This is a genomic window from Vibrio sp. YMD68, from assembly GCF_029958905.1.
Classification (GTDB): domain Bacteria; phylum Pseudomonadota; class Gammaproteobacteria; order Enterobacterales; family Vibrionaceae; genus Vibrio.
This window is the reverse complement of record NZ_CP124614.1, coordinates 1,602,705-1,629,197: the sequence shown is the minus strand read 5'-3', so window position 1 is coordinate 1,629,197 and position 26,493 is coordinate 1,602,705. Positions and strand designations below refer to the sequence as shown.

The 26,493-nt window shown below is 40.5% G+C and carries 20 protein-coding genes; 7 read left to right on the top strand and 13 right to left on the bottom strand.

Annotation, left to right across the window (positions count from 1 at the left end; all coding sequences use genetic code 11):
- Positions 1-120 precede the first annotated feature (120 nt).
- The 6 genes from QF117_RS13505 (at position 121) to QF117_RS13480 (ending at position 5,791) form a co-directional block, all read left to right on the top strand.
- Positions 121-1,149, top strand: a complete 1,029-nt coding sequence (locus QF117_RS13505) for an amino acid ABC transporter substrate-binding protein (RefSeq protein WP_017034232.1) — start codon at positions 121-123, stop codon at positions 1,147-1,149.
- A gap of 117 nt (positions 1,150-1,266) precedes the next feature.
- Positions 1,267-2,463: an amino acid ABC transporter permease gene (locus QF117_RS13500; RefSeq protein WP_282389401.1), complete on the top strand. Its 1,197-nt coding sequence runs from the start codon at positions 1,267-1,269 to the stop codon at positions 2,461-2,463.
- Between the two features lies 1 nt (position 2,464).
- The gene (locus tag QF117_RS13495) at positions 2,465-3,562 is read left to right on the top strand and encodes an amino acid ABC transporter permease (RefSeq protein ID WP_017034230.1); all 1,098 of its coding nucleotides are present in this window, start codon (positions 2,465-2,467) and stop codon (positions 3,560-3,562) included.
- A gap of 22 nt (positions 3,563-3,584) precedes the next feature.
- The gene (locus QF117_RS13490; RefSeq protein ID WP_017034229.1) at positions 3,585-4,349 is read left to right on the top strand and encodes an amino acid ABC transporter ATP-binding protein; all 765 of its coding nucleotides are present in this window, start codon (positions 3,585-3,587) and stop codon (positions 4,347-4,349) included.
- Positions 4,350-4,597: 248 nt separating this feature from the next.
- On the top strand, positions 4,598-5,263 hold the full coding sequence (locus QF117_RS13485) for a Bax inhibitor-1/YccA family protein (RefSeq protein WP_282389400.1): 666 nt from the start codon (positions 4,598-4,600) through the stop codon (positions 5,261-5,263).
- Between the two features lie 198 nt (positions 5,264-5,461).
- Positions 5,462-5,791: a TusE/DsrC/DsvC family sulfur relay protein gene (locus tag QF117_RS13480; RefSeq protein WP_282389399.1), complete on the top strand. Its 330-nt coding sequence runs from the start codon at positions 5,462-5,464 to the stop codon at positions 5,789-5,791.
- Between the two features lie 29 nt (positions 5,792-5,820).
- Here the strand turns inward: QF117_RS13480 and yccX are convergent, their stop codons facing one another.
- Entirely contained in the window at positions 5,821-6,093 is a 273-nt protein-coding gene (gene yccX, locus QF117_RS13475) for an acylphosphatase (RefSeq protein WP_282389398.1), read from the bottom strand.
- A gap of 101 nt (positions 6,094-6,194) precedes the next feature.
- Between yccX and QF117_RS13470 the strand changes: the two genes are divergently transcribed.
- Positions 6,195-7,598 carry a methyl-accepting chemotaxis protein gene (locus QF117_RS13470; RefSeq protein WP_282389397.1) on the top strand — a complete coding sequence of 468 codons (1,404 nt, stop codon included), beginning with the start codon at positions 6,195-6,197 and terminating at the stop codon, positions 7,596-7,598.
- A 295-nt stretch (positions 7,599-7,893) separates the two neighbouring features.
- Here the strand turns inward: QF117_RS13470 and QF117_RS13465 are convergent, their stop codons facing one another.
- The 12 genes from QF117_RS13465 to QF117_RS13410 form a co-directional block, all read right to left on the bottom strand.
- Positions 7,894-9,588, bottom strand: a complete 1,695-nt coding sequence (locus tag QF117_RS13465) for a class I SAM-dependent methyltransferase (RefSeq protein WP_282389396.1) — start codon at positions 9,586-9,588, stop codon at positions 7,894-7,896.
- Positions 9,589-9,777: 189 nt separating this feature from the next.
- Positions 9,778-11,766 carry a UvrD-helicase domain-containing protein gene (locus QF117_RS13460; RefSeq protein WP_282389395.1) on the bottom strand — a complete coding sequence of 663 codons (1,989 nt, stop codon included), beginning with the start codon at positions 11,764-11,766 and terminating at the stop codon, positions 9,778-9,780.
- Complete coding sequence (locus QF117_RS13455) at positions 11,766-13,496, bottom strand: AAA domain-containing protein (RefSeq protein WP_282389394.1); 1,731 nt, start codon at positions 13,494-13,496, stop codon at positions 11,766-11,768. Before QF117_RS13455 ends, QF117_RS13460 begins: the two co-directional genes overlap by 1 nt.
- Before the next feature lie 627 nt (positions 13,497-14,123).
- A complete protein-coding gene (locus QF117_RS13450; RefSeq protein ID WP_282389393.1) occupies positions 14,124-16,049 on the bottom strand; it encodes an N-6 DNA methylase in 1,926 nt (641 codons plus the stop codon).
- Positions 16,039-17,112 (bottom strand): AAA family ATPase, encoded by a 1,074-nt coding sequence (locus QF117_RS13445; RefSeq protein WP_282389392.1) that lies wholly within the window; start codon positions 17,110-17,112, stop codon positions 16,039-16,041. The genes QF117_RS13450 and QF117_RS13445 overlap by 11 nt, the downstream gene beginning before the upstream one ends.
- Before the next feature lie 2 nt (positions 17,113-17,114).
- Positions 17,115-17,852, bottom strand: a complete 738-nt coding sequence (locus tag QF117_RS13440; RefSeq protein WP_282389391.1) for a hypothetical protein — start codon at positions 17,850-17,852, stop codon at positions 17,115-17,117.
- Positions 17,852-20,848, bottom strand: a complete 2,997-nt coding sequence (locus tag QF117_RS13435; protein ID WP_282389390.1) for an HsdR family type I site-specific deoxyribonuclease — start codon at positions 20,846-20,848, stop codon at positions 17,852-17,854. Before QF117_RS13435 ends, QF117_RS13440 begins: the two co-directional genes overlap by 1 nt.
- A 2-nt stretch (positions 20,849-20,850) precedes the next feature.
- Positions 20,851-21,996, bottom strand: a complete 1,146-nt coding sequence (locus tag QF117_RS13430) for a restriction endonuclease subunit S (RefSeq protein ID WP_282389389.1) — start codon at positions 21,994-21,996, stop codon at positions 20,851-20,853.
- Positions 21,997-23,460: a class I SAM-dependent DNA methyltransferase gene (locus QF117_RS13425; RefSeq protein ID WP_282389388.1), complete on the bottom strand. Its 1,464-nt coding sequence runs from the start codon at positions 23,458-23,460 to the stop codon at positions 21,997-21,999.
- Positions 23,457-24,770, bottom strand: coding sequence for a hypothetical protein (locus QF117_RS13420; RefSeq protein ID WP_282389387.1), 1,314 nt, complete (start codon positions 24,768-24,770; stop codon positions 23,457-23,459). Before QF117_RS13420 ends, QF117_RS13425 begins: the two co-directional genes overlap by 4 nt.
- On the bottom strand, positions 24,771-26,249 hold the full coding sequence (locus tag QF117_RS13415; protein WP_282389386.1) for a class I SAM-dependent DNA methyltransferase: 1,479 nt from the start codon (positions 26,247-26,249) through the stop codon (positions 24,771-24,773).
- Positions 26,242-26,415 (bottom strand): helix-turn-helix domain-containing protein, encoded by a 174-nt coding sequence (locus tag QF117_RS13410; protein WP_282389385.1) that lies wholly within the window; start codon positions 26,413-26,415, stop codon positions 26,242-26,244. Before QF117_RS13410 ends, QF117_RS13415 begins: the two co-directional genes overlap by 8 nt.
- Positions 26,416-26,493: the final 78 nt, after the last annotated feature.

Below are 26,493 nucleotides of genomic sequence, written 5' to 3'. Positions count from 1 at the left end.
ATAGTTGATATGAGTAGAACGAAAATTGCTATTTTTCAACTAAAAAATCAATAACAACATTTTTAGCACGTTGTATCAGGTGTCACCTGGTTTAACATGGATCATACAGGAAGGATACAAATGACAAATAAACTAACACTTCTTGCTTCTGTAGTAGCTGCATCGACTGCCCTAATGTCGACAACAGCTGCAGCTGCAGACAGCACTCTTGATAAAGTTACTAAACAAGGTTTTCTAACTTGTGGTGTCAGTACTGGTCTACCAGGGTTTTCTAACCCAAACTCGAAAGGTGAGTGGGAAGGGATTGATGTAGAATATTGTCAAGGACTTGCAGCAGCAGTTCTGGGCGACAAAACTAAAGTCAAGTATGTACCGCTAACGGCTAAAGAACGTTTCACCGCTCTTCAATCTGGTGAAATCGATGTTCTATCACGTAACACAACATGGACACTTCACCGCGATACCGCGCTGGGTTTGAACTTTGTCGGTGTTAACTACTACGATGGTCAAGGTTTCATGGTTAAGAAAGACCTAGGTCTTACTAGCGCAAAAGAACTTGATGGCGCATCAGTATGTGTTCAATCAGGTACGACGACTGAGCTAAACCTAGCGGATTACTTCCGTAACCAAGGTATGGCTTACAAGCCAGTTGTATTTGATACAGCGGCTCAAACATCAAAAGGCTTCGACGCAGGCCGTTGTGATGTTCTCACAACCGACCAATCTGGTCTTTACGCGCTTCGTTTGAACCTTCAGGATCCTTCTTCAGCGATGGTACTTCCTGAAATCATCTCTAAAGAGCCACTAGGCCCAGTTGTTCGTCAAGATGACGACAAATGGTTTAACGTTGCTAAGTGGACTCTAAACGCAATGATTAACGCGGAAGAGTACGGCATTACCTCTCAAAATGCTGAGCAAATGCTTAAATCTACCGATCCAAACATCAAGCGTATTCTTGGTGTAGACGGCCCTAAAGGTAAAGCTCTTGGGATTCCTGATGATTGGGGTTACCAAGTCATTAAGCAAGTAGGTAACTACGGTGAGAGTTTTGAACGTACTGTTGGTACAGGCTCACCACTACAGATTTCTCGAGGTGTTAACGCACTTTGGAACGCTGGCGGCTTTATGTACGCTCCACCAATCCGTTAATAACTATACAAAATGGGCGGTTTAGGCCGCCCTTTTGCTATTTAAAGTTTAACGTATAAAACAATTATGAAAATCAGTAAGTTTTATAATAAAAATGGATTTTGAGGTTATTGTTGTATGAAACCCAATCAAAGTACTGCGCCTTCCCCGCAGGGAAAGAGTGCTAGCCTGCTCTACAATCCCACTTTTCGATCTGTCGTCTTCCAGATAGTTGCCGTATTGGCTTTGTTCTTTTTCGTCTATACCATTGTCAACAATGCTCTCACTAACCTTGATGCTCGTGGCATTGCCACTGGTTTTGGGTTTCTAGAGCAAGAAGCGGGCTTCGGTATAGGTTTAACACTTATTGAATATGATGAAACGTTCTCATATGGTAGAACTTTCTTTGTTGGTTTACTTAACACGGCACTTGTGTCTGTTCTTGGTATCATCCTAGCAACGGTTATCGGTTTTACGATGGGTGTAGCAAGGCTCTCCTCTAACTGGTTAGTGAGCCGCTTTGCTGCTGTGTATATCGAGATATTCCGAAACATCCCCCTTCTTTTACAGATCTTTTTTTGGTATTTCGCTGTTCTTCAAGCTTTACCTTCTGCTCGACAAAGCATGAGTTTAGGCGAAGCTATCTTTTTGAATGTTCGTGGATTGTATTTTCCTGCGCCGATCTTTGAGCAAGGCAGTAATATTGTTATCGCAGCCTTTATCATTGGTATTATCGCGACATTTGCGATTAATATTTGGGCTAAAAACAGACAAAAGTTAACCGGCCAACAAACACCAATGGGGCGCATTGCTGCAGGACTGATCATTGGTATACCGCTGATTGTGTATGTTTTGATGGGCATGCCAATTTCTGCAGAGTACCCAGAGCTAAAAGGTTTTAACTTTAAAGGTGGCATCAGTATCATTCCTGAACTTGCCGCTCTAATGCTCGCATTAAGTATCTATACAGCCTCTTTCATTGCAGAAATTGTTCGATCGGGTATCAATGCCGTGAGCCACGGTCAAACTGAAGCCGCAATGTCACTTGGAATCCCACGAGCTAGAACTCTTAAGCTTGTTGTTATCCCACAAGCTTTGAGAATTATCATTCCACCGCTAACTAGCCAGTACTTAAACCTGACTAAAAACTCATCACTAGCTATGGCTATTGGTTACCCAGATCTAGTCTCCGTTTTTGCGGGTACTACGCTAAACCAGACAGGCCAGGCCATTGAAGTTATCGCAATGACAATGGGCGTTTACTTGACCTTAAGCTTGTTAACGTCGGCTTTGATGAACATATACAACCGCAAAGTTGCGTTGGTGGAGAGATAAGATGAGCATACATCAATTTCAACCTGACCTTCCGCCTCCAGGCAATACTGTTGGGCCGGTCGGTTGGTTAAGAAAAAACCTTTTTAATGGGCCGATAAACAGTGTTATCACGCTTGTCCTTGCCTATTTCTCTTTCTCACTTCTGTGGGTAATTGCAGACTGGGCAATCCTAAGTGCAGACTGGATCGGAACCACGCGTGATGCGTGTACCAGTGAAGGAGCTTGCTGGGTATTCATTAGTGTCCGTTGGGACCAGTTTATGTATGGCTTCTATCCAGAGGCAGAACTATGGCGCCCTCGCCTTTTCTACATCACGCTGGCAATCTTCGTCGGTCTACTTGCTTACGAAAAAACGCCTAAGCGAACGTGGATTTGGCTGTTCTTTGTCAATGTCTACCCGTTTCTGATCGCAGGCCTACTTTACGGTGGTGTGTTTGGATTAGAAGTTGTCGATACACACAAATGGGGCGGATTGCTGGTTACACTGATCATTGCACTGGTTGGTATTGTCGTATCGTTGCCTATTGGTGTCGCTTTAGCCTTAGGCCGCCGATCTGAAATGCCTATCATCCGCAGTATGTGTACGGTTTACATTGAAATATGGCGTGGTGTACCACTGATTACCGTCTTATTCATGGCATCAGTCATGTTACCGCTTTTTCTATCCGAAGGGATGGAAACGGATAAACTCATCCGCGCGCTAGTCGGTGTGGTCTTGTTCAGTTCCGCCTATATGGCCGAAGTTATACGTGGTGGATTACAAGCGATACCTAAAGGTCAATACGAAGCAGCCGATGCATTGGGGTTAAGTTACTGGAAAAAAACAGGTTTAATTATCCTTCCCCAAGCACTGAAAATCACGATTCCTTCAATCGTGAACACCTTCATTGGCTTATTTAAAGATACCAGTCTCGTTCTCATCATTGGTATGTTTGATGTATTGGGTATAGGGCAAGCAGCGAATACCGACCCTGAGTGGCTCGGATATTCAACAGAAAGTTATGTATTTGTCGCGTTAGTGTTCTGGGTGTTCTGTTTTGGCATGTCGAGATATTCGATATGGTTAGAAAACAAGCTTCACACCGGTCACAAACGATAATTAAGAAGATCAAGGACGTATTATGACGCAGCAATCAGACAACAACTCACAAGGTCTTATGATCGAGTTAAAAGACATGAACAAGTGGTACGGTGAGTTCCACGTTCTTAAAAACATTAATCTAGAAGTTAAAAAAGGCGAAAAAATTGTCATCTGTGGGCCATCAGGTTCAGGAAAATCAACAATGATTCGTTGTATTAACCGCTTAGAAGAGCACCAAAAAGGTCATATCTTTGTTTCTGGTAATGAATTGACTGAAGACCTAAAAAACATTGAAGCAGTGCGCCGTGATGTTGGCATGTGTTTTCAGCACTTCAACTTATTCCCACATTTGACCGTGCTAGAAAATTGCACATTAGCGCCAATTTGGGTTAAAAAAATGCCCAAAGATGAAGCAGAAGCCATTGCGATGAAGTTTCTTGAGCGTGTAAAAATACCAGAACAAGCCGATAAATACCCAGGACAGTTGTCTGGTGGACAACAGCAACGTGTCGCTATTGCCCGATCTTTGTGTATGAATCCACAAGTTATGCTGTTTGATGAACCAACATCTGCACTGGATCCAGAAATGGTTCGCGAGGTACTGGATGTTATGGTTGAGCTCGCAGAAGAAGGAATGACCATGCTTTGTGTAACCCATGAAATGGGCTTCGCCAAAGAAGTGGCAGACCGAGTGATATTCATGGATGCAGGCGAAATCATTGAAGAAAACAACCCTGTAGATTTCTTTGAGAATCCGCAATCCGATCGAACTCAAAACTTCCTGGCTCAGATTTTACATCATTAAAAGCACTGATTTCCGTGCATTATAGATGCAGTGTGTGCAAATCCATGTATTAGGTTTGCACACACTCAGAGAAAGAGGTGATCATAGTCACCTCTTTTTTTAGTTATATTGTGTTACATCTTTTGAAGTACACAATTCGCTATTTTCCATTATTATTTTATTTAACGTTAGTTACATCATGGGTTGATTTTTTACACCAACGACCCCATAAATAGACTTATCAAGATAAACTCTTCACGAGGAAGATTATGAACAGTCCTATGTTTACCCGCACTTCAACTCAGGAAAGTGCCCTACAAACGAATAAAGTTTTGCGTAATACCTACGCACTGCTTTCCATGACTTTATTATGGTCTGCGGTTGTTGCAGGCGCATCTATGGCAATGAACCTTCCACACCCTGGTTTTATTATCATGTTAGTCGCATTTTATGGCCTTCTATTCATGATTGAAAAGAACCGTAACAATGGTTTGGGTCTAGGTCTAACATTCGTTTTTACTGGTTTCCTTGGTTACACCACAGGACCAATCTTAAACATGTACTTAGGTGCTGGAATGGGTGACGTTATCGTTACTGCACTAGGCGGTACAGCATTATCGTTTATTGCTGCTTCCGCATACGCATTAACGACTAAGCGCGACTTATCAATGATGGGTGGTCTAATGCTATCGTTGTTTGTTGTACTGGTAGTTGGCGTAGTTGCTAGCATCTTCATCCAGTCAACGATTTTAAGCCTTGCATTGAGCAGCCTATTCATCGTGTTCTCTACCATGGCGATATTAATGACAACTCAAAGCATCATTCGTGGTGGTGAGACAAACTATATCTCAGCAACGATTACTTTGTATGTCTCGATCTACAACATCTTTATCAGCCTACTCAGCATCCTAGGCATTATGAACAATAATGACTAACGTGCTTTGATATTCACATCTATGTGAATTGAGAGTGTTAAACATTGAAACCCAAGGACATCGTTCTTGGGTTTTTTCGTGTAATCAGCCATTTTTCATTGAGGCGAACAAGGTACTTGAGTTTATCCAGCAAGCTAAGGTACCCTAGCCTCGTTTCCTAATCACTGTATACAATTCACTTCTAAGTAAGTACGTCTTATGTTTATATTTAACGATAAAGAAATTCAAACCGATGCCCAAGGGTACCTGCTTAATCATTCAGATTGGGAAGAAGGCATGATCGCTATCCTTGCAAAAGAAGAAGGCATTGACATCACGGATGCTCACTTAGAAGTCATCCATTTTGTTCGAGATTTTTACATAGAGTTCAATACCTCTCCAGCGGTACGAATGTTGGTTAAAGCGATGGAAAAAGCACACGGTCCAGAGAAAGGGAACAGCAAGTACCTCTTTAAGCTCTTCAAAAAAGGCCCAGCAAAACAAGCCACGAAACTGGCTGGACTACCAAAACCAGCGAAGTGTCTGTAAAATTAAAGCTTGGTTCACCGAATAGTCGATTAGCTGATTCTAAAGTCATGGCAAGGAGGAGCAATCGCTGCCTCCATTTTTACCTCAGAAACATTCGACAAACGTGGCCCTTTCCTTAACCAAGCACTCAATTCATTCAGCTTTTTATCACTGCCTATCGCGACGACTTCAACCTCTCCATTCGCCATATTTCTTACGTAACCCATTATGTTCAACTCTTTGGCTTTCATGGCCGTAAAATACCGAAAGCCAACGCCCTGAACCGTGCCAGATACTGTGAACCTATAGCAATTTTCAATCATATCTATGCGCCCATAATGTCAAAAATGTTATATTCGTCATGTCTATTTATTCCAATTATCAATAGTGAGAATTGGGTCTGTTCTATTTGGATATTACTATTATGAAAGAAACTGCTTTTCGATGGATCGATAAATATCTCATCCACTTAAAAATTCAAGAAAAATTCTATCTCCTTTTGATTCTCCCGTTACTTGCTCTTGGTATCCTAACGCTTGTTTTAGACAATGCTTCAGACACAATGCTCGATAACCTTTATCAGGAAGAGCTTGTTTTGATGAAAAGTTTCATCGAAGAAGGAAACCTGTCGAAGCAACAAATAAGTCAAATCATAGCAAGCTCAGATAGTATTTCATTGGGTTCAGGTGAAGGCTCCATTCGTGTTCTAAACGGCGCCTATTCTCTCATTGCGTCACATGATGTAAATATTTGGAACTCAATGAGCACCTTACAAATCGGACTTATTGCCCTGACCATACTCGTCATGGCCATCGGTGTTTACTACATCATGACGTTCATCGGCGGTGCTATGTTCACAATGAATAAAGCACTATCGACGCTGGCAGATGGCGATCTCACTCAACGTATGAATTTTTTCCTGGTACGAGATGAGTTCAGTACCATCGCGATCACCATAGACAAATTGGCGGATCGAGAGCAAAAAATGGTGGCATCCATTCAAGAGTCAATGGCATTGATGCAACAAATCAGCTCAGATTTAAACCAGTCCACTCAGCAAAGCTCAGAACTATCGAATATTCAGCAAGAACACTTAAACTCTTTGGCGAGCGCTACCGAAGAAATGGCGTGTTCTATTCGAGAGGTGGCAAGCTTAGCTCACGATTCGAGTAACCAGACGGAAGAAGCTCAAAGTGTCGCGCAGCAAGGACAAGGGAAGGTTTCCAATACCCTTAACTCTATTTCTAACCTCGCCAACGAAGTTCGCTCAGCCTCTGAAGCCGTCGAAGAGTTAGATTCCAATGCGGCTAAAATCGACGAAGTGGTCATGGCCATCAACGGTATTTCTGAACAAACCAACCTTCTTGCTCTGAATGCCGCCATTGAAGCCGCTCGCGCTGGTGAACAAGGCCGAGGCTTTGCGGTAGTGGCTGATGAAGTGCGAGCGTTAGCAGGACGCACTCAACAAGCGACAGTTGAGATCCAATCGATGATAGAAGCTTTGCAAAAAAACAGCCAGTCATTGACTAAGTTAATGAACGTCACCGTGCACAATGCAGAAGAAGGCCAAAGCCTGATGGCTGAAGTCAATCAAGAAATTGGGGATCTTGCCGACCGAAACCAGTCGATCTCTAATTCCAGTGTTCAAATAGCCACAGCCGCAGAGCAACAAGGCGCAGTCGCCGATAATATTGCTTCAAGCGTTGAGGAAGTTAGAACTCAAGCCGATAACGTTTGTAAACTGATCAGCTCTGCGACAGGTAATATCGAACAGCTACGTCAACAAAGTAACAATATGGAGAACCTTCTTACTGGACTAAAAGCTTAAGCCCAGCATAAACTCGTTGGCTAGGCGAGTCGCCTGACTCGCCTAGCCATATTTATGACATAGCTTGCTGTATTGGAAGCGACTGCCATTTACCAACCTTTGTATTTGTCCAAAACTAATGGCGTTAGTAAAACTAGACCTCTCCTACAAAATGAGCGAAAGGGAAAAGTTTGATCCTATTTTTCATACTACTGGCAGCTCGAGTAAGTACGATGCACCTACTGCCAACCAAACAAAGGAGCCCAAGAGGATTAAAACTACGACTCAGAAAATACTGTGTGGCCTGTTCGAAAGATTATAGCCATTCGTTGATTAGTAAGCGGCTTTTGACGCCTCTAATTTGCAAATTCATAGCCTCAAAGACTTCTTCGAAATCACGGCATTGCGGCGAAACATTAGGCAAAGATAAGCATGCTTCTTGGAAAAAACGATCCTCACTCTCCGTTCCCAACCAAGCCATTGTCCACCACTCTACAATTCGAGTCTTCGAATCCTGCAAACGCTGTTGGCTAGGAACACGATTGCTCTTTTTGTTGTTTTCTGCCGCTGTAGAAGGCAACAAATTCCATCTATCGTTATTGGGCCAATATACAAAAGGTAAACAGTGATCGATTTGATACGTTGACTGCAACTTTTGACCACTCCAAACACTCTCGACTCTGCCTTGTTGCTGAGTAATTTGGTCTACTCGTTTGCGAACAGCACGAGTATCGTGATCTTTCTCTACCCAAACTAAATAATCATAGTAAGTCTGCAAAGAAATATTACGTGCTTGATTGCGACTATACTTTTGCATCTCTATCACCCACTGGTTAACCACTAGAGGTTCTATCCACGAATGGAATAAACGCAAGCACTCCCATAAACTTTCATCAAGAATAAAATAACCATAGCTTTCAAAGAAACCTCGGTCTAACACAATGTTTTTCTTCTTACGTTTTGTCTTACGAGTAACGGAAAATACACAATTCTGTTTATCACCGATATAAGTAAATTTCACAGGATTTTGGATGATGGTATCGAGTGTATCTTTAAACGTTTCTTGAAGCGCTTTAGCTTCATCACCGACGAAAATGGAACCTACTGATAAATCGTCAACGCCAATATGTTTTAGCTTGTGCCAACCATCTGGCTTTATGAAACCTAACCCCTTATTTGGATTGCTGTTTTGTTGGATATCACCAATATCGATTAAGCGCTTAAACTGGCGGATCCAGTACAACGCCACGAGACCGAGTGGGATTGCCACTTTCCCATCGGTTCTGTCGACCACAGAACCAGAGTGAGCATCGGCAATCCGCAACAGGGTGCGAAGTAGCGCGAGTTTGTAGGTTGCCGCTTTATTGTCATTAACCACAATATGTCGAATTTTAGTCAGATCGCCTGAGCCATCATCAGGCAAGCTCATCACCACCGTTTGCCACGTTACATCGTCTCGATTCAATGAGTCTGAATTCATCGATGATACATGTCGAACAATTAAAGCAGAGTCTTTTGCCAGTTGCTCTAGTTCTTCTCCACTAACTTTATATGATTGGCGGGTGTCATTAAAATCACCATGCCTTAGTGAAATGACTAGCCGACCATTCGGTGCCAACAAATTCGAAAGTTTTCGAAAAGCACGTTCACGATGCGAAGGCGCGATGTGCATCCACACTGCGCTCACTAGAATAAGGTCAAAGCGAAAACCCAAGTTAATCACTTTGCTCAGCGAAGGGAGTGAATCATCGATCCATGTAACATGGGTCCCAGTATGCTTTTGCCCTATCTTGCGCATCGCTTCTGCGGGCTCAACAGCAAAAACATCGCAATGTTGCTCTGCCATCCAAAGAGCATCTCGGCCAGTTCCAGCGCCAACATCCAAGACTCTATCTTTCGACAACGGCCAAAATGCTTTCCACGAACCATGCACAGCCTCGAAATTCGTCGCAGTGTATTGCTCGAAGCACTGCTGTGCATTGTTGTCATAAAAAGAGATTGTTATAGACATATATCCAACCAAGAAAGAAACTTACCTTGATGATATATGGCTTGGTTGCATAGTGCGAGAAAGCATTAGATTTGAATGACCTTGTGAGAGGTGGGTCATGCTAAATGATAGCCAATTTGATGCGTTCAATTTGCTCTAGGCGGTACTTTTCCCAAACTCTTAATTACTCTAACATTTTGGCGCTTAGTTCTAAACTTGGGTGGCCTCCGCCGTAATTTCAATATGTTTTTCAACGCTAACTGGAAACTCTTCAGTGCTGAAAACGACTAACTTTTGCCCAGCCCTAGTCATTGCTACATAAAGTTTACGCATTGATTCTTGCAATACTTCTTCTCTTTCCGAATCACTCAACTCTAGATTCTTAGGCTGGTTAATTATTTGACCACAACCGAGAACAAACACCGTCCCAGACTCCATGCCTGTACAGCTATTGATATTAAGTAGCCTAATTTTACTGCCTACGTTATCCGCTAACTCTTTAGAGTTATTGTAGTTAATGACCTTATTTAAACCAATACGTTTTTCAATATCTTGCTTTAGCGCCCATGGTTTATACTCTGGGCTGCATAAAACCATGATCTGATGAAGAGCGACTGTTCCCGATTGCACCAGTACTACTAGTTCATTCAAGAACCTTTTTTTCTCATCTTGAGCATTTCGAGAATATATGATTTGAGGTTTGTGTCCTCTGGCCATTTTTTCATAGTCAGGCTTCACGTAATCTTCAGGGCTACCTTCGAGGTCATCAAGTAGAGCGTTCGCAGCGACCATTATTTCATAAGTCGTTCTGTAAGAATGATTCAAACGCTTAGTGCGCCCACGAACATTCAAACCTACGCTCTTCCAACTTAAACGGCTTTTTAAGAAACCTTGGTTAGGATCAGCACAAATAAATAATTGTCCCCCCGGCGTCAATGAGCGTTTAATTAACTGTAACCAAGATGGCGCGAAGAATTGAGCCTCATCAAGCAGTATGTGATCAAACTGTTCAAGAGGTTTGTCTGATAACGCAACTTCCTTAATATATAAACTCGGTAGGTATTTCTTAACCGACGACAACTGAGCAGAAAAAGCAACATATAGATGCCAAATATGTTCTCGCTGACTTTTTTGTAGTGCAAACCCACGACCTTGTCGATCGAATTCCAAGTACTCTTCTTTATCTTTAATTAAATAGTCATTGATGTACTCTAGCTCGGACCAAATCTGCTCATCTGTTAACGATAGTTGCGTGTAAGCTTCATTTTTATCACTTAAAACGGTCTTTTTTTCTCCTTTCATATTCGCATCGCCAAATACCGGCTTAACACGCTGATGGCTTTTACTGTACTGCTTTAGTGCAAATGAATGAAAGGTAGCAATTTCAAGGTTATCTGGTTTACCTTTAAGCCAGGTTTCGAACCTGTATTTAATATCTTCCGTCACTGGCTTGTTGTGTATCGCAAGAAGTGCTTTTTTTTCCGGGTATTTCTTACAATACAGAACTGCACGATTAATCAAAATCAGAGTTTTCCCACTCCCAGCCACCCCATTTATCAACCTTACTGAAATGTCTTCCTGACCTTCTTCTTCAGAATCGACAGACTCAACCATATCTAGCCTAGTAGCCAATTCTTGATCGTAATCTAAAAAAAATGGGAGCAGCTTTGCGGTATTGTCTACGGAGGCCTTTCCTCGACGAGTACTACACTGTGCGGGAATAACCGACTCTGGAAAAAACGTGCGCTTGATTCGTGAATGTGAGTCGATTGTGAACTCGGTTAATGCGGCGTGGATTAGTTTTTCACCGCGCTCAATAAACGTTTTGTTCTCAATTATTTGTACATAATCAGAGAAAGAACTATTAACTTGGAGAGAACCGTCAATTTGGAAAGTACTTTCTTCTTCCACAATCATATTATCGACGACAGCTAGATACTGAATAGGCTTTAAACCTAACGTCAACATCGAGTCATTAAACTTCAACAATTTAGAAAGACTAATACTATCTGGTTTCTCTGAATGGACTCCAACAAACACCCAACTATTGCAAGGCCCCTCAATAATACAAGGAGCAACTTGTAAAGACTCTAATAATGACTCACGAATAAAAAATTCGTCATTAAGTTTATTGAATACCTTTTTGAAATGACGTCGATGCTTGCGGTCTAAGCCTGTAATCGTATCTATATGTGCCATTAATCTACTTCCACCTTATAACAGTGACGAACCAGAGATTTATAATCTTTAATGTTTTGTCGCACCTTAGGATCATCCACCTGTTGCAGCATGCCTTCTGTGATTTCGGGACCTACAATCACCAACTTAGTCTGGGGTCTAGTAATGGCGACATTGAGACGTTCCGCTTGGAAAAAGAATTCAGCGATAGCGCTAATGTATTGCGGATCTGAGGAGCAGAATGAAACTACAATCATTTCCCGCTCTTGGCCTTGCATCCTTTCAACGGTATCCGTTACCACTAATTTTGATCCAAATATCCCCAACTTATCCTGAAGGCAAGACTTTAAAGCTTTGGCATGACCCCGGAACGGTGTAACGACACCTATCTCTTCAGCAGATAGACCCGCTTCAACAGCCGCGGTTATCAAATCGGCCACTAACGCCGCTTCTTTTCTATTTACACTTCGGGCATTGACCCCTGGAGTTTTGATAAATACAGAAGGTCGATCGCTAGAGAGGACGTCGGAATACTTGTAAGGTTTTTTAGGTAAAGAAAATGATGACAGCGTTGGTTGTCTTTTCGATTCTAATTCGCCCTTGTAATAACAGTTACTAGGCCATTCAGTTAGGGCTGGAGACATCCGATAAGTTTGGCTTAACAAGACCGAAACCTTTTCATTGCCAAGAATCATCTTAGAGAAAGCCGAACTGTCCTCAAGAACGGATTGAGAAAGTATCACAGGAGGAAGCTGCTTATGATCTCCAACGAATACAAATCGACACCCTTTTCTCATTGCCATTAACGCCAATGGAACGGTTATTTGGCTGCCTTCGTCAAAAATAATGGTGTCAAATGTAAAGCTTTCAAGCCGCTCACTACAGGTAGCAAAAGGTGTTGCTCCAATCACATACCCGGTATCCGGTATATCTTCCCATTTTGATGCGTATTCAAAATGCTTTACCTTGTCACTCAGTGATTTCTTTCCGCCACTCGCACAAATTTTTGCAACAGGAACCCCTTCCTCTACAATTTTGTTGAGTGCATTATTAATCGCCATATGGGTATGAGAAGTCATGAAAACTCTCTGTCCTGCTTCGACAAGAAGCTTGGCGATAATACTAATAACTTTTGTTTTTCCCGTTCCAGGAGGGCCTTGAATACACGCTAAGTATTTAGATGCAACACCAATCCCGACGGCATCACTCTGCTTTTCATTTAACCCCCGAGATTCGGCATAATCAGCAGCTTCATCAAAGTCTTCATCATAAATCGCTTCTGTATTCAATTGGCCGGAAAGCATAGGAAGCAGTACGTCTCTGCCGACTTTCGATGTTGCTACATCAGCCAAAGCTTTATCATAAAACGGTTTCAAATCCATGCCTGCGGGGTCGGCATAACAGCCTTCACTTAGTTGTGGAAGTAAGCTTTGATCTACCTTGACTTTGAGCAGCCACTCTCCCTCGCTTTCAGCCTCAATCGTTACTTGGTCAAAAATCTTATGATTACTTGGTTCACCAAGGTGCAAGCAAATCATGTCGCCTTCTCTAAAGCGTGATTCGTTATCACCTAATACGACTTCCAGATGATTAGAGCCGGAATACCTTACTGACTCTATTCGTTGAGTTTCGCCTTTTAATAGTTTCTCTTTTAAAGGTTTCTTCCAAGTTTCTAGAAGATTTTCTATGCCAGCGTCATGTTCTGCATACACAAAAGCTTGCAGTTCTTTTAATACAGGAGTGAGTTCCATCTAGCCTACCAACGTGAATTTGTACTCAAAAATGAGAATATTCATCAATATGAATAATATAACCTTATTTTTTGAACGGTCATCACGTCAACTACCCATTTCCCAAACTGTTAGTTACATCTCTTACTAGACGCAGATCATCACTTAAATTTACTGTATTTCACTGTACAACTGTGCAAAAAGGCTATTTATCATTTAGCAATACGGTGGCTATTCAATGTATTACAACAATACGCATCTACATTGTGCAGCCCCTTATTTATAATTATTTAACATTCCTCGATAAATCAGAATTTCAAGTTCTCTATGCCGCTGTCCTAAGCAACTATGCCACTGCATCCGAATCTCTGAAGTAACCTAGAAGCTGCTCAATTTTAAAAGACTATTTTAGAGATGACTTTAAACGGTGGATTTTCCAACACATCACGGGATCTCTTGGGACCAAGAAGTGGTTAAGACTATGATAAAACAAGGAATTACAGGCACAAAAAAGCCCACACTAGGTGGGCTTTCTTTTGAATTTGGTGCCGCTACTGGACTCTACTATCACACCTATCTTTCTGATTAAAATCATAATTACAAAAGTAGAGCTTTAAGATGTTACTTCTGGTGTTACTTCAGAGAAAACTAGTCTCGCTGCTTAAGTGCCTTTTCAATAATTGAGTCGCTTGTGATAGCTCCAAAACCCTTACTAAAGTTTGCTAAAGTACTTTGTACCTCACTCTTACTTTCTTCAATAGAAGTAAACCACTCACTTAGTTCTACTTGTTTTTCTAGGCTAGGTAAAGAAACTTCCACTTCATATAACTGATTGATAGAAAAAAATTTTTGTGCGGTACCTGTTGCCAAATTGTTCAAGTCGAAGCTTTTTAAAACATGAGCTAGGTAAGGTAAATACACCCTAGTCGTATCCAATAGTTCCAAGCTTATCGCGTTGCTAGTTAACCAATATGGTTTAGATGAAAAGTGTATGTTTCCGCAGTGTGCGCCTACCTTTCCAATTATGATTGAGTCTCCAGGTCTATTGGGATCCAGATAATATCCTATTATCCCATTTCCCCCATACACCGGAAATTCTCCCTTGTTTTCGACGTCATCTTTATTGAGATTCTTTCCGCTTCTAAGTTTACACACATCTTTTAACATTGCATGATGTATGTACTCTAACTCGAAATTTCGAGACATATTATCAAAGTGCTTTTCAATGGATGTCATCAAAGCTGATTGCTCACTTTTCAATGAAGCAATCATTTTCTGTTTGTCGAACTTCAACCCCGTTTCTTTCGTAGGCAAAGAAAATGAGAGGTTAAGTGACTTATCTTTTAGTAAAGACTCCTTGTTTACTAGACAAGAACGTTCACTAACTTCTCTACGTTCGTACAATGACGTAAAGTCCTCAAAATCAGAGTCAGTAATTGAGTTTAACTTATTCAAAGGTTTATCCGAGCTTAGCTCATAGTACCAAATGTCTTTTTTTGACTCGATGTTATCAAAAAATAAGACACTCACGTTCACGCCTGAATATGGTGCTAACGTACCTTTGGGAAGGCTCAGAACGGTGTGCAGGTTAAATTGCGTTAGCAGCTTTCGCTTTAGCTTATCTAGATGCGTTGCACTACCGAATAAGATGCCGTCCGGAATGATTATCGCAGCTCGCCCACCCTTTGCCAGCTTATCCATCGTGTGCTTAAGAAACATTGCTTCGAGACTTCCGCTATAGCCATGATAATCGTATTCGTACTTACTTAACTCACTAGCCTTGCCGAAAGGTAATCCCGATATAACAAATTCGTACTCCTGATCATGTCTGTCTAGCAATGAATCGGTTATCGACACTCCACTAATGTCGATATCGTTGAGAAGTAAGTTCAACGTTCCTATCAAATGCGCGAATGGACTGAGATCATTGCCAACAAATTTTAAACTATTAAAGCTGATGTCATCTTTCATGTGTTTTTTGACCTCAACAAAAGCCCCGCCTGTTCCCATAGCAGGATCATAAACAGTAGCTAGTGGCTCAGGGTTTAAAACACTGACCATTGCCTTAATCAACGGTCTTGGAGAATAATATGCACCTGATGAACCAGAGTCTTTAACCATGTTAAGCAATAGATAGTCAAAATCGACTTCAATACCTTCTAATAGATCCAGCTCTTCCAATCTATGTACAACCAAATATAATATTTTATTTGATCTTATTCTAAAAGGTATCTGTTCAAGAATGTTTTCAATTTTTTTCCAGTTATGGCGAGAGAAAACGCTATGAGATAATTGACTTTCACTAAAACTAATATTAGTCGCAATCTGACTTAATCTGTCTCTTAACGTATAAAAGTCAATTACCGAACCATCCTTTGTAAAATCACCCAGTTCGCAAAATAAGCCCTGAGGCGAACCAATATGATTTTCATTTAGTAATTCTACTGAGACAGCCTTATCGAGATACTTAATTAACAGTAGCAGTGACAATTGCTCAACGGCATCAATAGCATTGTTTATTCCGGTATCCTTTTTTAAGATCTCAATGATATTTATCAATCTATTATTGTTCATTAGTTTTCACCAAATAATTGTACATATCTACAATGTCTTCACTGATTTCTTCTTTAGGTATTCGGTTAACAAAATCTTGTGTCTTATTAGGACAAAAACCAACCTCAACTTTGACATAAGGATCGATTATATCTTTAATCAAGATAGATTCAATTGATGCTAACTTATCGTTATATTTTCCACTAGTATCGTAATCACCCGTTTTTCCTTCAGATAGCCTCGTTCTAGCACCTAAATCAAACCTATCATTAAGATCGTCAACAGTGTTCGCAAGTGCTGTTGGGCTAACCAAGTAATGCTTGATTTCTCTTCTTTTCCAAGAAAGCAAATGAGACGTCAGTTTGTTCTTATTGAATTTTTGAGTACCATTGTTTTGAACTAACAGGTTACATTTTTCAGTACCAATATTATTCAAAAGGTACTCATCCCTATCACATATTAGATACACGTTCTTTGTATTGTGTAAATGCCCTTCCAAATAGCCTACAAAATTATCAAGTCTTTTTATCTTTGCATGACCAAATGCTTGAGCATCTTTTTCAAAACCCGATTCTTGCTTTATAACTATGAACTTATTAAGAAAAGAACTCATTTGGGTTATTTGTTCTTCTGTTTCAGCTAATTTTCTTATAGCTAATTGCTTGAAAATAATCCAATCATCTTCATCATCCATAAAAACAATATTTTCTGCGATCGACATTGCTTTAAGTTGTGTATTATTGATTTCTGATAATTCTTTAAGTCGAGATGCAAGGTAGCTTATTTTTTCTCCCGATTTTATTTCACCTTTCTCAACAACCTTAAGCTTATCTATGCCAGATTTAGATATTGAATCTATTAAGTGAGTGGTGGTCAGAGCTCTACCACTTATTTTATTGAATGTGGCCCATAAATGGTCGATATTTTTATAATGGAGATGAGAATCTGCTTCATCAAACAAAAACAAAGTATTTTCTCTGTCAAAAAGATCAACTAAAGCATACAGAAAAAGTAGTTGGTATTCACCATCGCTCAAATCCTCCAAGCGTAATGGCTTACTTTCTTCGTCTGAGGAACCGTTCACTTTCAAAAATTCAAAGTTGAAACTTTTTTAACAACAAAGTAATCGTTATCAGCGGCTTGTGTAAAGAACATGATTTTTGAATCAAAAGAGGTATGCTCATCAGTCTCAAAAGACACCTTGGATAACTCACTTTGAGATAACTGAATCGTTTTCAGATCTAGAGGTTGACTAAAATCATAACTATCATCCACTAAAGTGTTAATAAAGTTGCTTAGAGTTAGATGATAAGCCTTGTTGGTAATAACATCACTGTTGCCATTATCTTCTTCTTTTTGAGCTTGCTCTACCAAGCTCACATATGCTTTATCAACTTTAATATCAAAAGAAATTTTTGTTGAATCATCTTCTTCAAATTCACTTTCAGTAACATAACCGTTATGTCGTAAGAATTTGCGGACCAAGCCATTTTGATCACCAGTAGTAGATAAAAATATTAGTAGCTTTGCCAGCGACTTGTCATAGTAGAAACAATCTAAGTTTAGTGCTCTTTTATCTTTACGTTCTGTATTTAAATAATGAGCAAAGCGCTCAGAATAACTTTCATTTTGACCAGACGAAAAACACACTACCTTAAATTCTTCGTATAACGAGCCCTTTAGTTTCTCGTCAAAGATAGACTTTAATATCGTTGATTTACCAGAGCCATTCCCGCCTATAAACGTAGCAATTTTGTCAAACTTTAGCTGCTGTGGTTGGCGATAAAGAACATTAGGTGGTAGAGGGAGTGAGACAGTTGCCATCAATAATATTCCTTAATGTACCCATAGGCCCTGTCAAACAGGATTTGGTCAGTGTGTAACTTGTATTTGAGTAATGCTTTACGTAGTGACTTTTGCACCTCACGTTCGCCGCCTGTGGTGTTTTGCCAGCCTGGGAAACGGACGATACGTACAATGGCATCGATGTCGGTGACGATGCGCTCTACAACTGCTGGTGTTTGGTCGTCTTTGAGCTCTAAGAAAAGATCGGTTAAAGCTGCTTTGGGTGTTTTCTCTTGAAGCTCATCGTCTAAGTCTTTTTCAGCCTGAACGGTTTCTTTCGCAATCTTACAAAGCTCTTTAACGAAATCAATTGAGGCAATTAGCCCCTTCTCTGCTTTGTCACGCAACTCTTCTAAACGCTCGCTAAGCGATTTGAATGCTGGTAGATCACCACGGTCTTTAAAGCGCTTAGCTAGGGCTTTTTCTAACTGCTTAGTTTTGCGTGGATCTGGGTTATTGAAGATATTTTCAATTACATCAGCATCGAGAACAAACTCTTCTAGGTTGTGTACATCACCGACATGTACGTTGTCGTGAATTAACTGTGTTGTTTGAGCCCCAAGGGTTAACCATAGAAGTTTACCGATATTGTCAGATGCAGGTTTCACTGACTCGTAGACTTGAGCTAACCATTTGTAGTCTTCATTATATTCATCAAGAACGCTGTCTGGTGAGAGCGATTCCCAAAGCTTAGATAGGTATTTAAAATCGAGTGCGAAAGCGTCTTTCTTATCGTTGTCCCCTATCGCGTTTTGCGCAGCCTCTAGCCCTTCAAAACCGTCTAAGGTTCTATCTACGCCAACAAAGTGAGCCAAGGTATCTTGCATCGCTTTTGGCAATTTACTACGAAGCTCAGCGAGGTTTGAAATTACTTGTTGTACGCTTTCTTCATCGAACTCTAGTGCTTTCGCTGCATCATCAAACACACCAAAGTAATCGACAATACAGCCGAAGGTTTTATTTGGGTACAAACGGTTAGTACGACAGATAGCTTGCAGTAGCGTATGGTCCTTGATGGATTTATCGAGATACATTGTTTGACAGATAGGTGCATCGAAACCAGTAAGCAGCTTGGCAGTTACAATCAGGAATTTTAGTTCTGATTTAGCGTCATTAAACTCGTCCACCAGCTTTTCTTGTTGGCTTTTGTCTACTGACCATTTTTGCTTAAATTCTAAATCATCGTTGGCACTGGTGGATATCACGACCTTACTTGCAGCCTCATCAAAGTGCTTATCAAGCTCTTCTTTGTATTGAACACAAGCATAACGGTCTGGTGTGACTATCATGGCTTTAAAACCATGTGGATCGACTTTATCCATAAAGTGAATAGCGATGTCTTCAACGATCTTTTCTACACGTTCTGGTGATTTTAAGAAGGCTGACATCTTGGCTGACTTTTGATTAAGCGCATCGGCTTCTTCATCACTCAGCGCTGCACTTTCTTTAAAGTCTTTAAATGCCTTGTCTAACGCTTCCTTGTCTACGTGAACATCAACTAGGCGTGGTTCAAAGTGAAGTGGCAGCGTTGCTTCGTCACGAATAGAGTCATGGAAGGTATAACGCGACATATAGCCACCTTGATCTTCCTCTGCACCAAATGCCCAAAACGTGTTTTTATCTGCTTTATTTACTGGCGTACCGGTTAAACCAAATAGAAAGGCGTTAGGTAAGGCAGCTCTCATTTGACGGCCTAAATCACCTTCTTGGGTTCGGTGCGCTTCATCCACCAGTACAATAATATTTTCACGGGTATTCATGTTGGGTTTAGCATCGCGGAACTTGTGGATCATTGAGATAATGATCTTACGGCTATCCCGTTCTAGCATTCGTTGTAATTCTTTAATGCTATCGGTTGATTCCACATTAGCGACATCAGCGGCATTAAATGTCCCGCTAATTTGGGTATCTAAATCGGTTCTATCTACCAGTACAATAACGGTTGGGCTTTTAAGCTGTGCAGCACGGCGAAGTTTTTGTGCCGCAAACACCATTAACAAAGACTTACCTGAACCTTGGAAGTGCCAAATCAAGCCCTTCTTGATCTTGCCCTCAATGACACGCTCAACAATTTTATTGGCACCTTCATACTGCTGAAAGCGAGGGATAACCTTAATACGCTGCTTCTTTTTATTAGTGGTAAACAATGAGAAGTTACGCATGATATCGAGTAAGCGCACAGGGCTTAATAAATCAATGAGTTCTTTACCAATTTCGGTTAGCCCAAGGGCTTTTGATACTTGGCCGATGCCTTTTGAATCATCGTCTTCTTCAGTGCGCCAAGGGGCCCAGAACTCTAATGGACAACGGATTGCGCCATAGAACAACTCTTTGCCTTCAGTAGCAAAAGATAAGATATTGGGCACAAATAATTGAGGTACAGCATTTTCATAAATGCTGTGTACTTCATGAGCACCATCTAACCAACTAACTGAGGGTCGAATGGGTGTTTTCGCTTCACCCACCACTACCGGAATACCGTTAATCATTAATACCACATCAGGTATTTTGGTTTCCCTGTGATGAATACGGAACTGGTTAGTTACCACATAGTCGTTACGGGTTAAATCTTCAAAGTCGATTAATTTAACCGGTACATGGCGATTGTTTTCGCCAAACGGCATGGTTTTTTCGCCTGTCATCCAAGCGAAAAACTCTTCATTGGCTTTTACTAAGCCAACTTGATTTACCGAAATTAAAATAGCACGGAGTTTATGTATTACTTCATCAGCCAAATTGGGGTTAGCTTCAATCTCTGGATTAAGGCGAATTAACGCCTTAACTAATTCAGATTCAACTAAAACCTCGTTAACACCACGACCTAGTTGCTCTGGTGATTGAAATTGCCAATGCACTCCAAACGTTTTTGGCTTTGGCTCTGAAACTTCATTCTTACCATGAGGGTCGTTTAAGTTAACGCCTGTCATTTGATGGATGATGTAGTGTTCCACACTATTCAATTCGGTAAATCCCATACCTAAAACACCTTATTTAAAATACTTATATGTAGTTGTTCACTATTCTTTATATTTAATGTTGAGTTTTGAATACAGTTGTCAAAATATTCAGTTTCTTTTAATAACTGCTTTCTTAAATCAGGTTTAAGAATTGGTATTTTTATTAATCCAAAATCACCTTTGTTTAAAATTGGTACAACTGACTTTGCTGCTTTAGATGTAATTAACTCGTTGAAAAGTTCTAATACCTCGTACAAATATTTAACCTCTATTCCATCATTAGGAATAATTGTGTTGATTTGTTGATTTGTTCCACACTTTTCTTGTGATATTGCTAATTTACCAATAGATGCAATGCAAACTACCATTAAACTATCGGCAGGAATTTCTCTCGAAACAGATAAGCCTTGGCCAGTAATCTTCCTTTCTGTATCTAGCACATAAAAAGTATCATCTGAAATGTCTGCGGGTGTTACAAATTGAAAATCCTCCCCCCAATACTCTTCTTTTTTAGTTGAAGGCGTTGAACCTGTGACAATTTCACCAATATCTCTAATTTGTTTATATTCTATTTCATTTGAAAAATATGATTTTAACTTTGATTTCTTTGCAGTTTTCAATGCCGAAATAGTATTTTTATGTTTTTGAATAGCGCAGTCCATCGTAGATAATAACTTTATGAAGTTTGCTTGGATTTCCTTTGGTGGAACAAGAAATTCTTGATGCTTTAACGTTCCCCAATTAATGGTTGGCGATAACGAGCCCACAGAAATATCAATCGCCCGATTCATGAACAAATCAGAGTGTAAAAAAAATGGGAATAATTCTGGGTCTATTACATCGGGATTAGCCCTAAGCACCAAAGCATGGGCTGAACAAAAGCCATCCCAAGTAGCAATACCTGCTTTGCGCTGATAAGCACGACGGCGACCAAAGATTATGTCACCTTTGTAGAACTTTAATTTAGTACCGTTTACATCATCAGGTGTACCATGACGCTTGATATGCAGTGATTCAGAATCAATATGTTCAAGGCCAATATATACTTTTAAGTCGGTATTGTTCGGATCAACCCGCTCAGAAATATTTTTAGCAATTTCATCAAAACGATAAGTTTTCCAATTGGACTTATCCAAATTATTTAGATCAATTTTTACATCTGACATTTAACCTAATTCCTTAAATAACTGATCCATGCTGTTTAATAGCTTCTCTGATGATGTTTTCCAGTTAGTTAGTGCATCATCTAATGATATTTGTACTTTACTGCTATCAACATTACTGACATAAAGTGCCATATTTAAACTGGCTTTATGCTTAAGCACTTCGTCTATGGTAACGACTTTGCTAAAACCATCTTCATCAGCATAATTTTGATAAGCATTATAAATACGGTCAATATGACTCTGCTCTAGGTAGGCAATGTTCTTGTCTTGTCTTACTTCTTTCACGGCATTAATGATCAGTACTTTGCCTTTTTTACTTTCCTCTTTATTTGTTTTAGTTATTAACAAACAAGCTTCCATAGGCGAGTTATAAAAGAGGTTTGGACCAAGACCAATGACACATTCAACTTGGTCTTGCTCAATCATTTTTCTGCGCATTTCTGTTTCGGCATCTCGGAATAAAATACCGTGTGGCCAAAGCGAAATGGAACGACCATTATCTAAATCAAGACTCTTTTGAATATGTTGCTGAAAGGCGTAATCTGCACAGCCTTGTGGAGGTGTACCCCATACATTTCGACCATAAGGATCACTTTCAAAGGCTTTTCGGTCCCATGATTTTATTGAATATGGCGGGTTAGCGAGAATAACATTGAACTTTTTCAACTCGTCATTTTCAAGTAAACCTGGGTTACTTAAGGTATTACCACGAACAATATCGAACTCTTCAATGCCATGCATAAACATGTTCATACGGGCAATGGCTGAGGTTAATAGGTTAATCTCTTGGCCGTATAATTTAAGAGTGCGGTATTCTTTGCCTTCATCTTTAAGATGCAAAGCACAGTTAAGTAATAAACCACCCGAACCACAGGTAGGGTCGTACACTGACTCGCCTGGTTGTGGGTCCATTATCATGGTCATTAATTTAACCACGGTACGGTTGGTATAAAACTCTGCTGCGGTATGGCCGCTATCGTCAGCAAACTCTTTAATTAGGTACTCGTAAGCATTACCTAGCTTGTCGTCAGGTACATTTTTTAAATCAAGTGTGTGCTGTGAATAATGCTCAATTAAGTTGGTGAGCATGGCATCAGAAAGACGGTCTTTATTGGTCCAACTTGCATCACCAAAAATACCTTCTAAAGTATCTGGGTTAGCCTTCTCAATAGCGCGCATAGCGTTTTGTAGGGCTAAACCAATGTTAACGGTGGTTTCACGTACATCGTTCCAGTGAGCACCGTCTGGTACTTGGAAGTGGTGATTTTCGGCAAAGGCGGCATATTCTAAATCACCATCGCTTTCTGCTAGCGCGTTTTCAAACTCTTCGTCGTATACATCTGATATACGCTTAAAGAACATAAGCGGGAAGATGTACTGCTTGTAATCACCCGCATCGATTGTGCCACGTAACGTAGTCGCAGCGCCCCAGAGGTACTTTTCTAAATCTTGTTGGGTCATCATGCGTTAATTACCTCTTGTATTAGATTTGCTTCAAACGCTTTGTATATCTCATGTAAGAAGTTGCTTAGTGGCATTAAATCATTCTGAGACTTGTCAATAGAGGCTAAGTTCGCAAATGGGACTGTGATGGTAATGTGATAACCAAATGCCATATTAAACACTGTTCTATTTGAATCTATAATATTCTCTTGCCAATGAGCTTGAGTGCGCCAATCAATATTAAGATGTTGGTCTAGTAACTCTTCGACTACTGGCCATTGCTCTCTTTTAATTCGACCAGTGTGGTTGTAGAAGTTTTCACTGGTGTAAAGCTGCCCTTTGAAGGCATCACTATTTAGCCACAGCCCGGTAATGTATGACTGACCCATAAATTTGATATGGTAGTCTTCTGTGATTGAGTATGACTTACCTAAGATTTCTAACTGTTTGCTAAATGCAGTTGGCTTATGAAAAAGCGCGTAGCCTTGGCCTTTGGTATTACCTGGGTAAATGGACACCTCAATATCACCAGTCTTTGAGTCAACTTCAAAAAGCAGCTCATTGGCCCAGCTTTGTGAAAAGTCAGTGCCAAGACGATCACCGTATGAAAGCACCTTAATATTTTCTTCTTTCTTAGTTAATTCGACTAGTGCTGACTCTAAACGCCTATAGATTGCTTTTTCATTTGGTGACTTTAGTGACGCTAACGGTGTTTCTGGAAGCCAAGTATGGTTATGGCCTCTTACAAGCTTGATAAAATCTATTAAGAAACGGTTACTATTGCTGGTCGTTTTTTGGAAACTGGCAATTTTGATGGCTATTGCCATTAGTTTTTTCCAGTTCAAATCAAATGGCTTAACGGACGATTTATATTCTTCGAGGTTTTTCTCTTGGCTATTGAAGATATTGAGCACTTGGTTATAAAGCTGAGCAGTACAATCAATATTGTCTCTTTTAGCTTCGATAACAATCAGCACGTCATTATTTATAGTTATTACAAGGTCACAGATAGGGTCGTACTTTTCAGTATGTGTTTGTGCCCAGAAATCTGACATCTCGCTTTCGCTTAATGTTACGGCAAATACATTAGAAAACTCATCAATTTTGCTGGTTTGCTTTTGGATCTCAATGTTGATAGTCATTTCGCCATCAAGGTCTTCAAATAACTGATTGTATAAGTTGGTGTCAGCAATAATGGTTTTGAGGACTTCATGAAAGAACAAAGGATCTTCCTGAAAGCAGATAGCTAACGCTCTCGTTAGATCATTCTCCAGCTGATAACTTCTATTGGTATCAGTGTAAGTTTTGAAGATATTAAGGTGCTTATTCATTTATAAGAAACTCTTCAATACTTGTTTAAACTTCTCTTCTGCATCAAGGCTCTCTTGCCAAGCTTGCTTCAGATCTGCCATTGCCTCTTCAACTGATGGTAGGTTGTCTTCAATGATCTTCTCGACATACAACGGAATGTTGAGGTTGTAGTCGTTTTCAGCCAGCTCATCCATTGAAGCGACTTTGACGTAGTTCTCTACGTCTTGATAATTGTGATACCAATCGTAAATCTGCTGTACGTGATTAGGCTCTAGGAAGTTTTGAGCACGACCTACTCTAATTTGGTCTGATGCATCAATAAACATCACCTTACCTTTTTTATCGGCTGGTTTATTTTGTTTGAATACCATGACACAGGCAGCAAGCTGGGTACCGTAGAACACGTTAGGGCCTAAGCCTATAACGGCTTCTAACATGTCTTGCTCTAATAATTGCTTGCGAATCTTACCTTCGGCTGCTTTTCTAAATAGTGCGCCATGAGGAAGTACAACTGTCATACGGCCAGTGCTATTCATGGACTTAACCATGTGCTGCACCCATGCCATGTCACCATTGCCTTTTGGTGGCACGCCAGCAATATTTCGACCGTAAGGATCATTAGCCCAGTTTTCTGAGCCCCAGTCTTTTAGAGAGAACGGTGGGTTGGCAATCACACAGTCGAAGGTTTTAAGGCCGTCAGCTTCAAAGAATGCAGGGTGACGTAAGGTGTCGCCACGTAGGATTTCAAAGTCCTCAATGCCATGCAGGAACATGTTCATTCTTGCGATAGAGCTAGATGTTAGATTCTTCTCTTGTCCAAACAGTTTAAGTGTACGATAGTCTTCTTTGTTGTCTTTTAGGTGATCAACACACTCAAGCAACATACCGCCCGTTCCACAAGCCGGATCATAGATAGTTTCGCCCTCATGAGGGTCCAAGATCATACCTAATAGATGAACGACCGAACGAGGGGTATAGAACTCCCCTGCTTTCTTATTGGTTAAATCAGCAAAGTGCTTAATTAGATACTCGTAAGCATTACCCAGCATATCTGGTGCAACATTTTGATTGCCCAACGTATGTTGAGAGAAATGCTCTACTAAGTTGATGAGCAGTTCATCAGAAAGCTTGTTTTTATTACTCCATTGGGCATCGCCAAAAATACCATATAGGTACTCTTGGTTTGCTTGCTCGATACCGCGCAGTGCATCTTCAATCGTGATACCAACATTGGTTGTTGTTTCACGCACATCGCGCCAGTGGCAACCCGTTGGAATCTCAAAACGGTGCATTTCCGGCATTGATGCGTACTCTTCATCGCCGCCAGACTCTTCTAGCGCAACGCGGTACTCTTCATCGTAAACGTCTGAGATACGTTTAAAGAACAACAATGGGAAAATGTATACTTTGAAATCTGATGCATCAACAGGGCCTTTTAAGATCCATGCTGCTTTTGATAGGTACTGCTCTAATTGGGAGAGCGTTAGTTTTTCAGTCATTTTTACTCTCTTCTATCCAAGCTTCTAAGTCTTCACGCTTAAAACGCCAAGAGCCACCGACTTTAAAGCCGGGTAACTTTCCTTCGCTTGCTAATCTATATGCTGTTTTTTCGGCCAGCTTTAGGTAAGCGGCCACCTCTTTCAAGGTTAATATTTGGTCTACCATTCAGAGTGTTATCTCGTATTGGTTTAATTCATCAGAATTGATGGAGAGAGAATATGGGAAAATTGGGGAATGAACAAT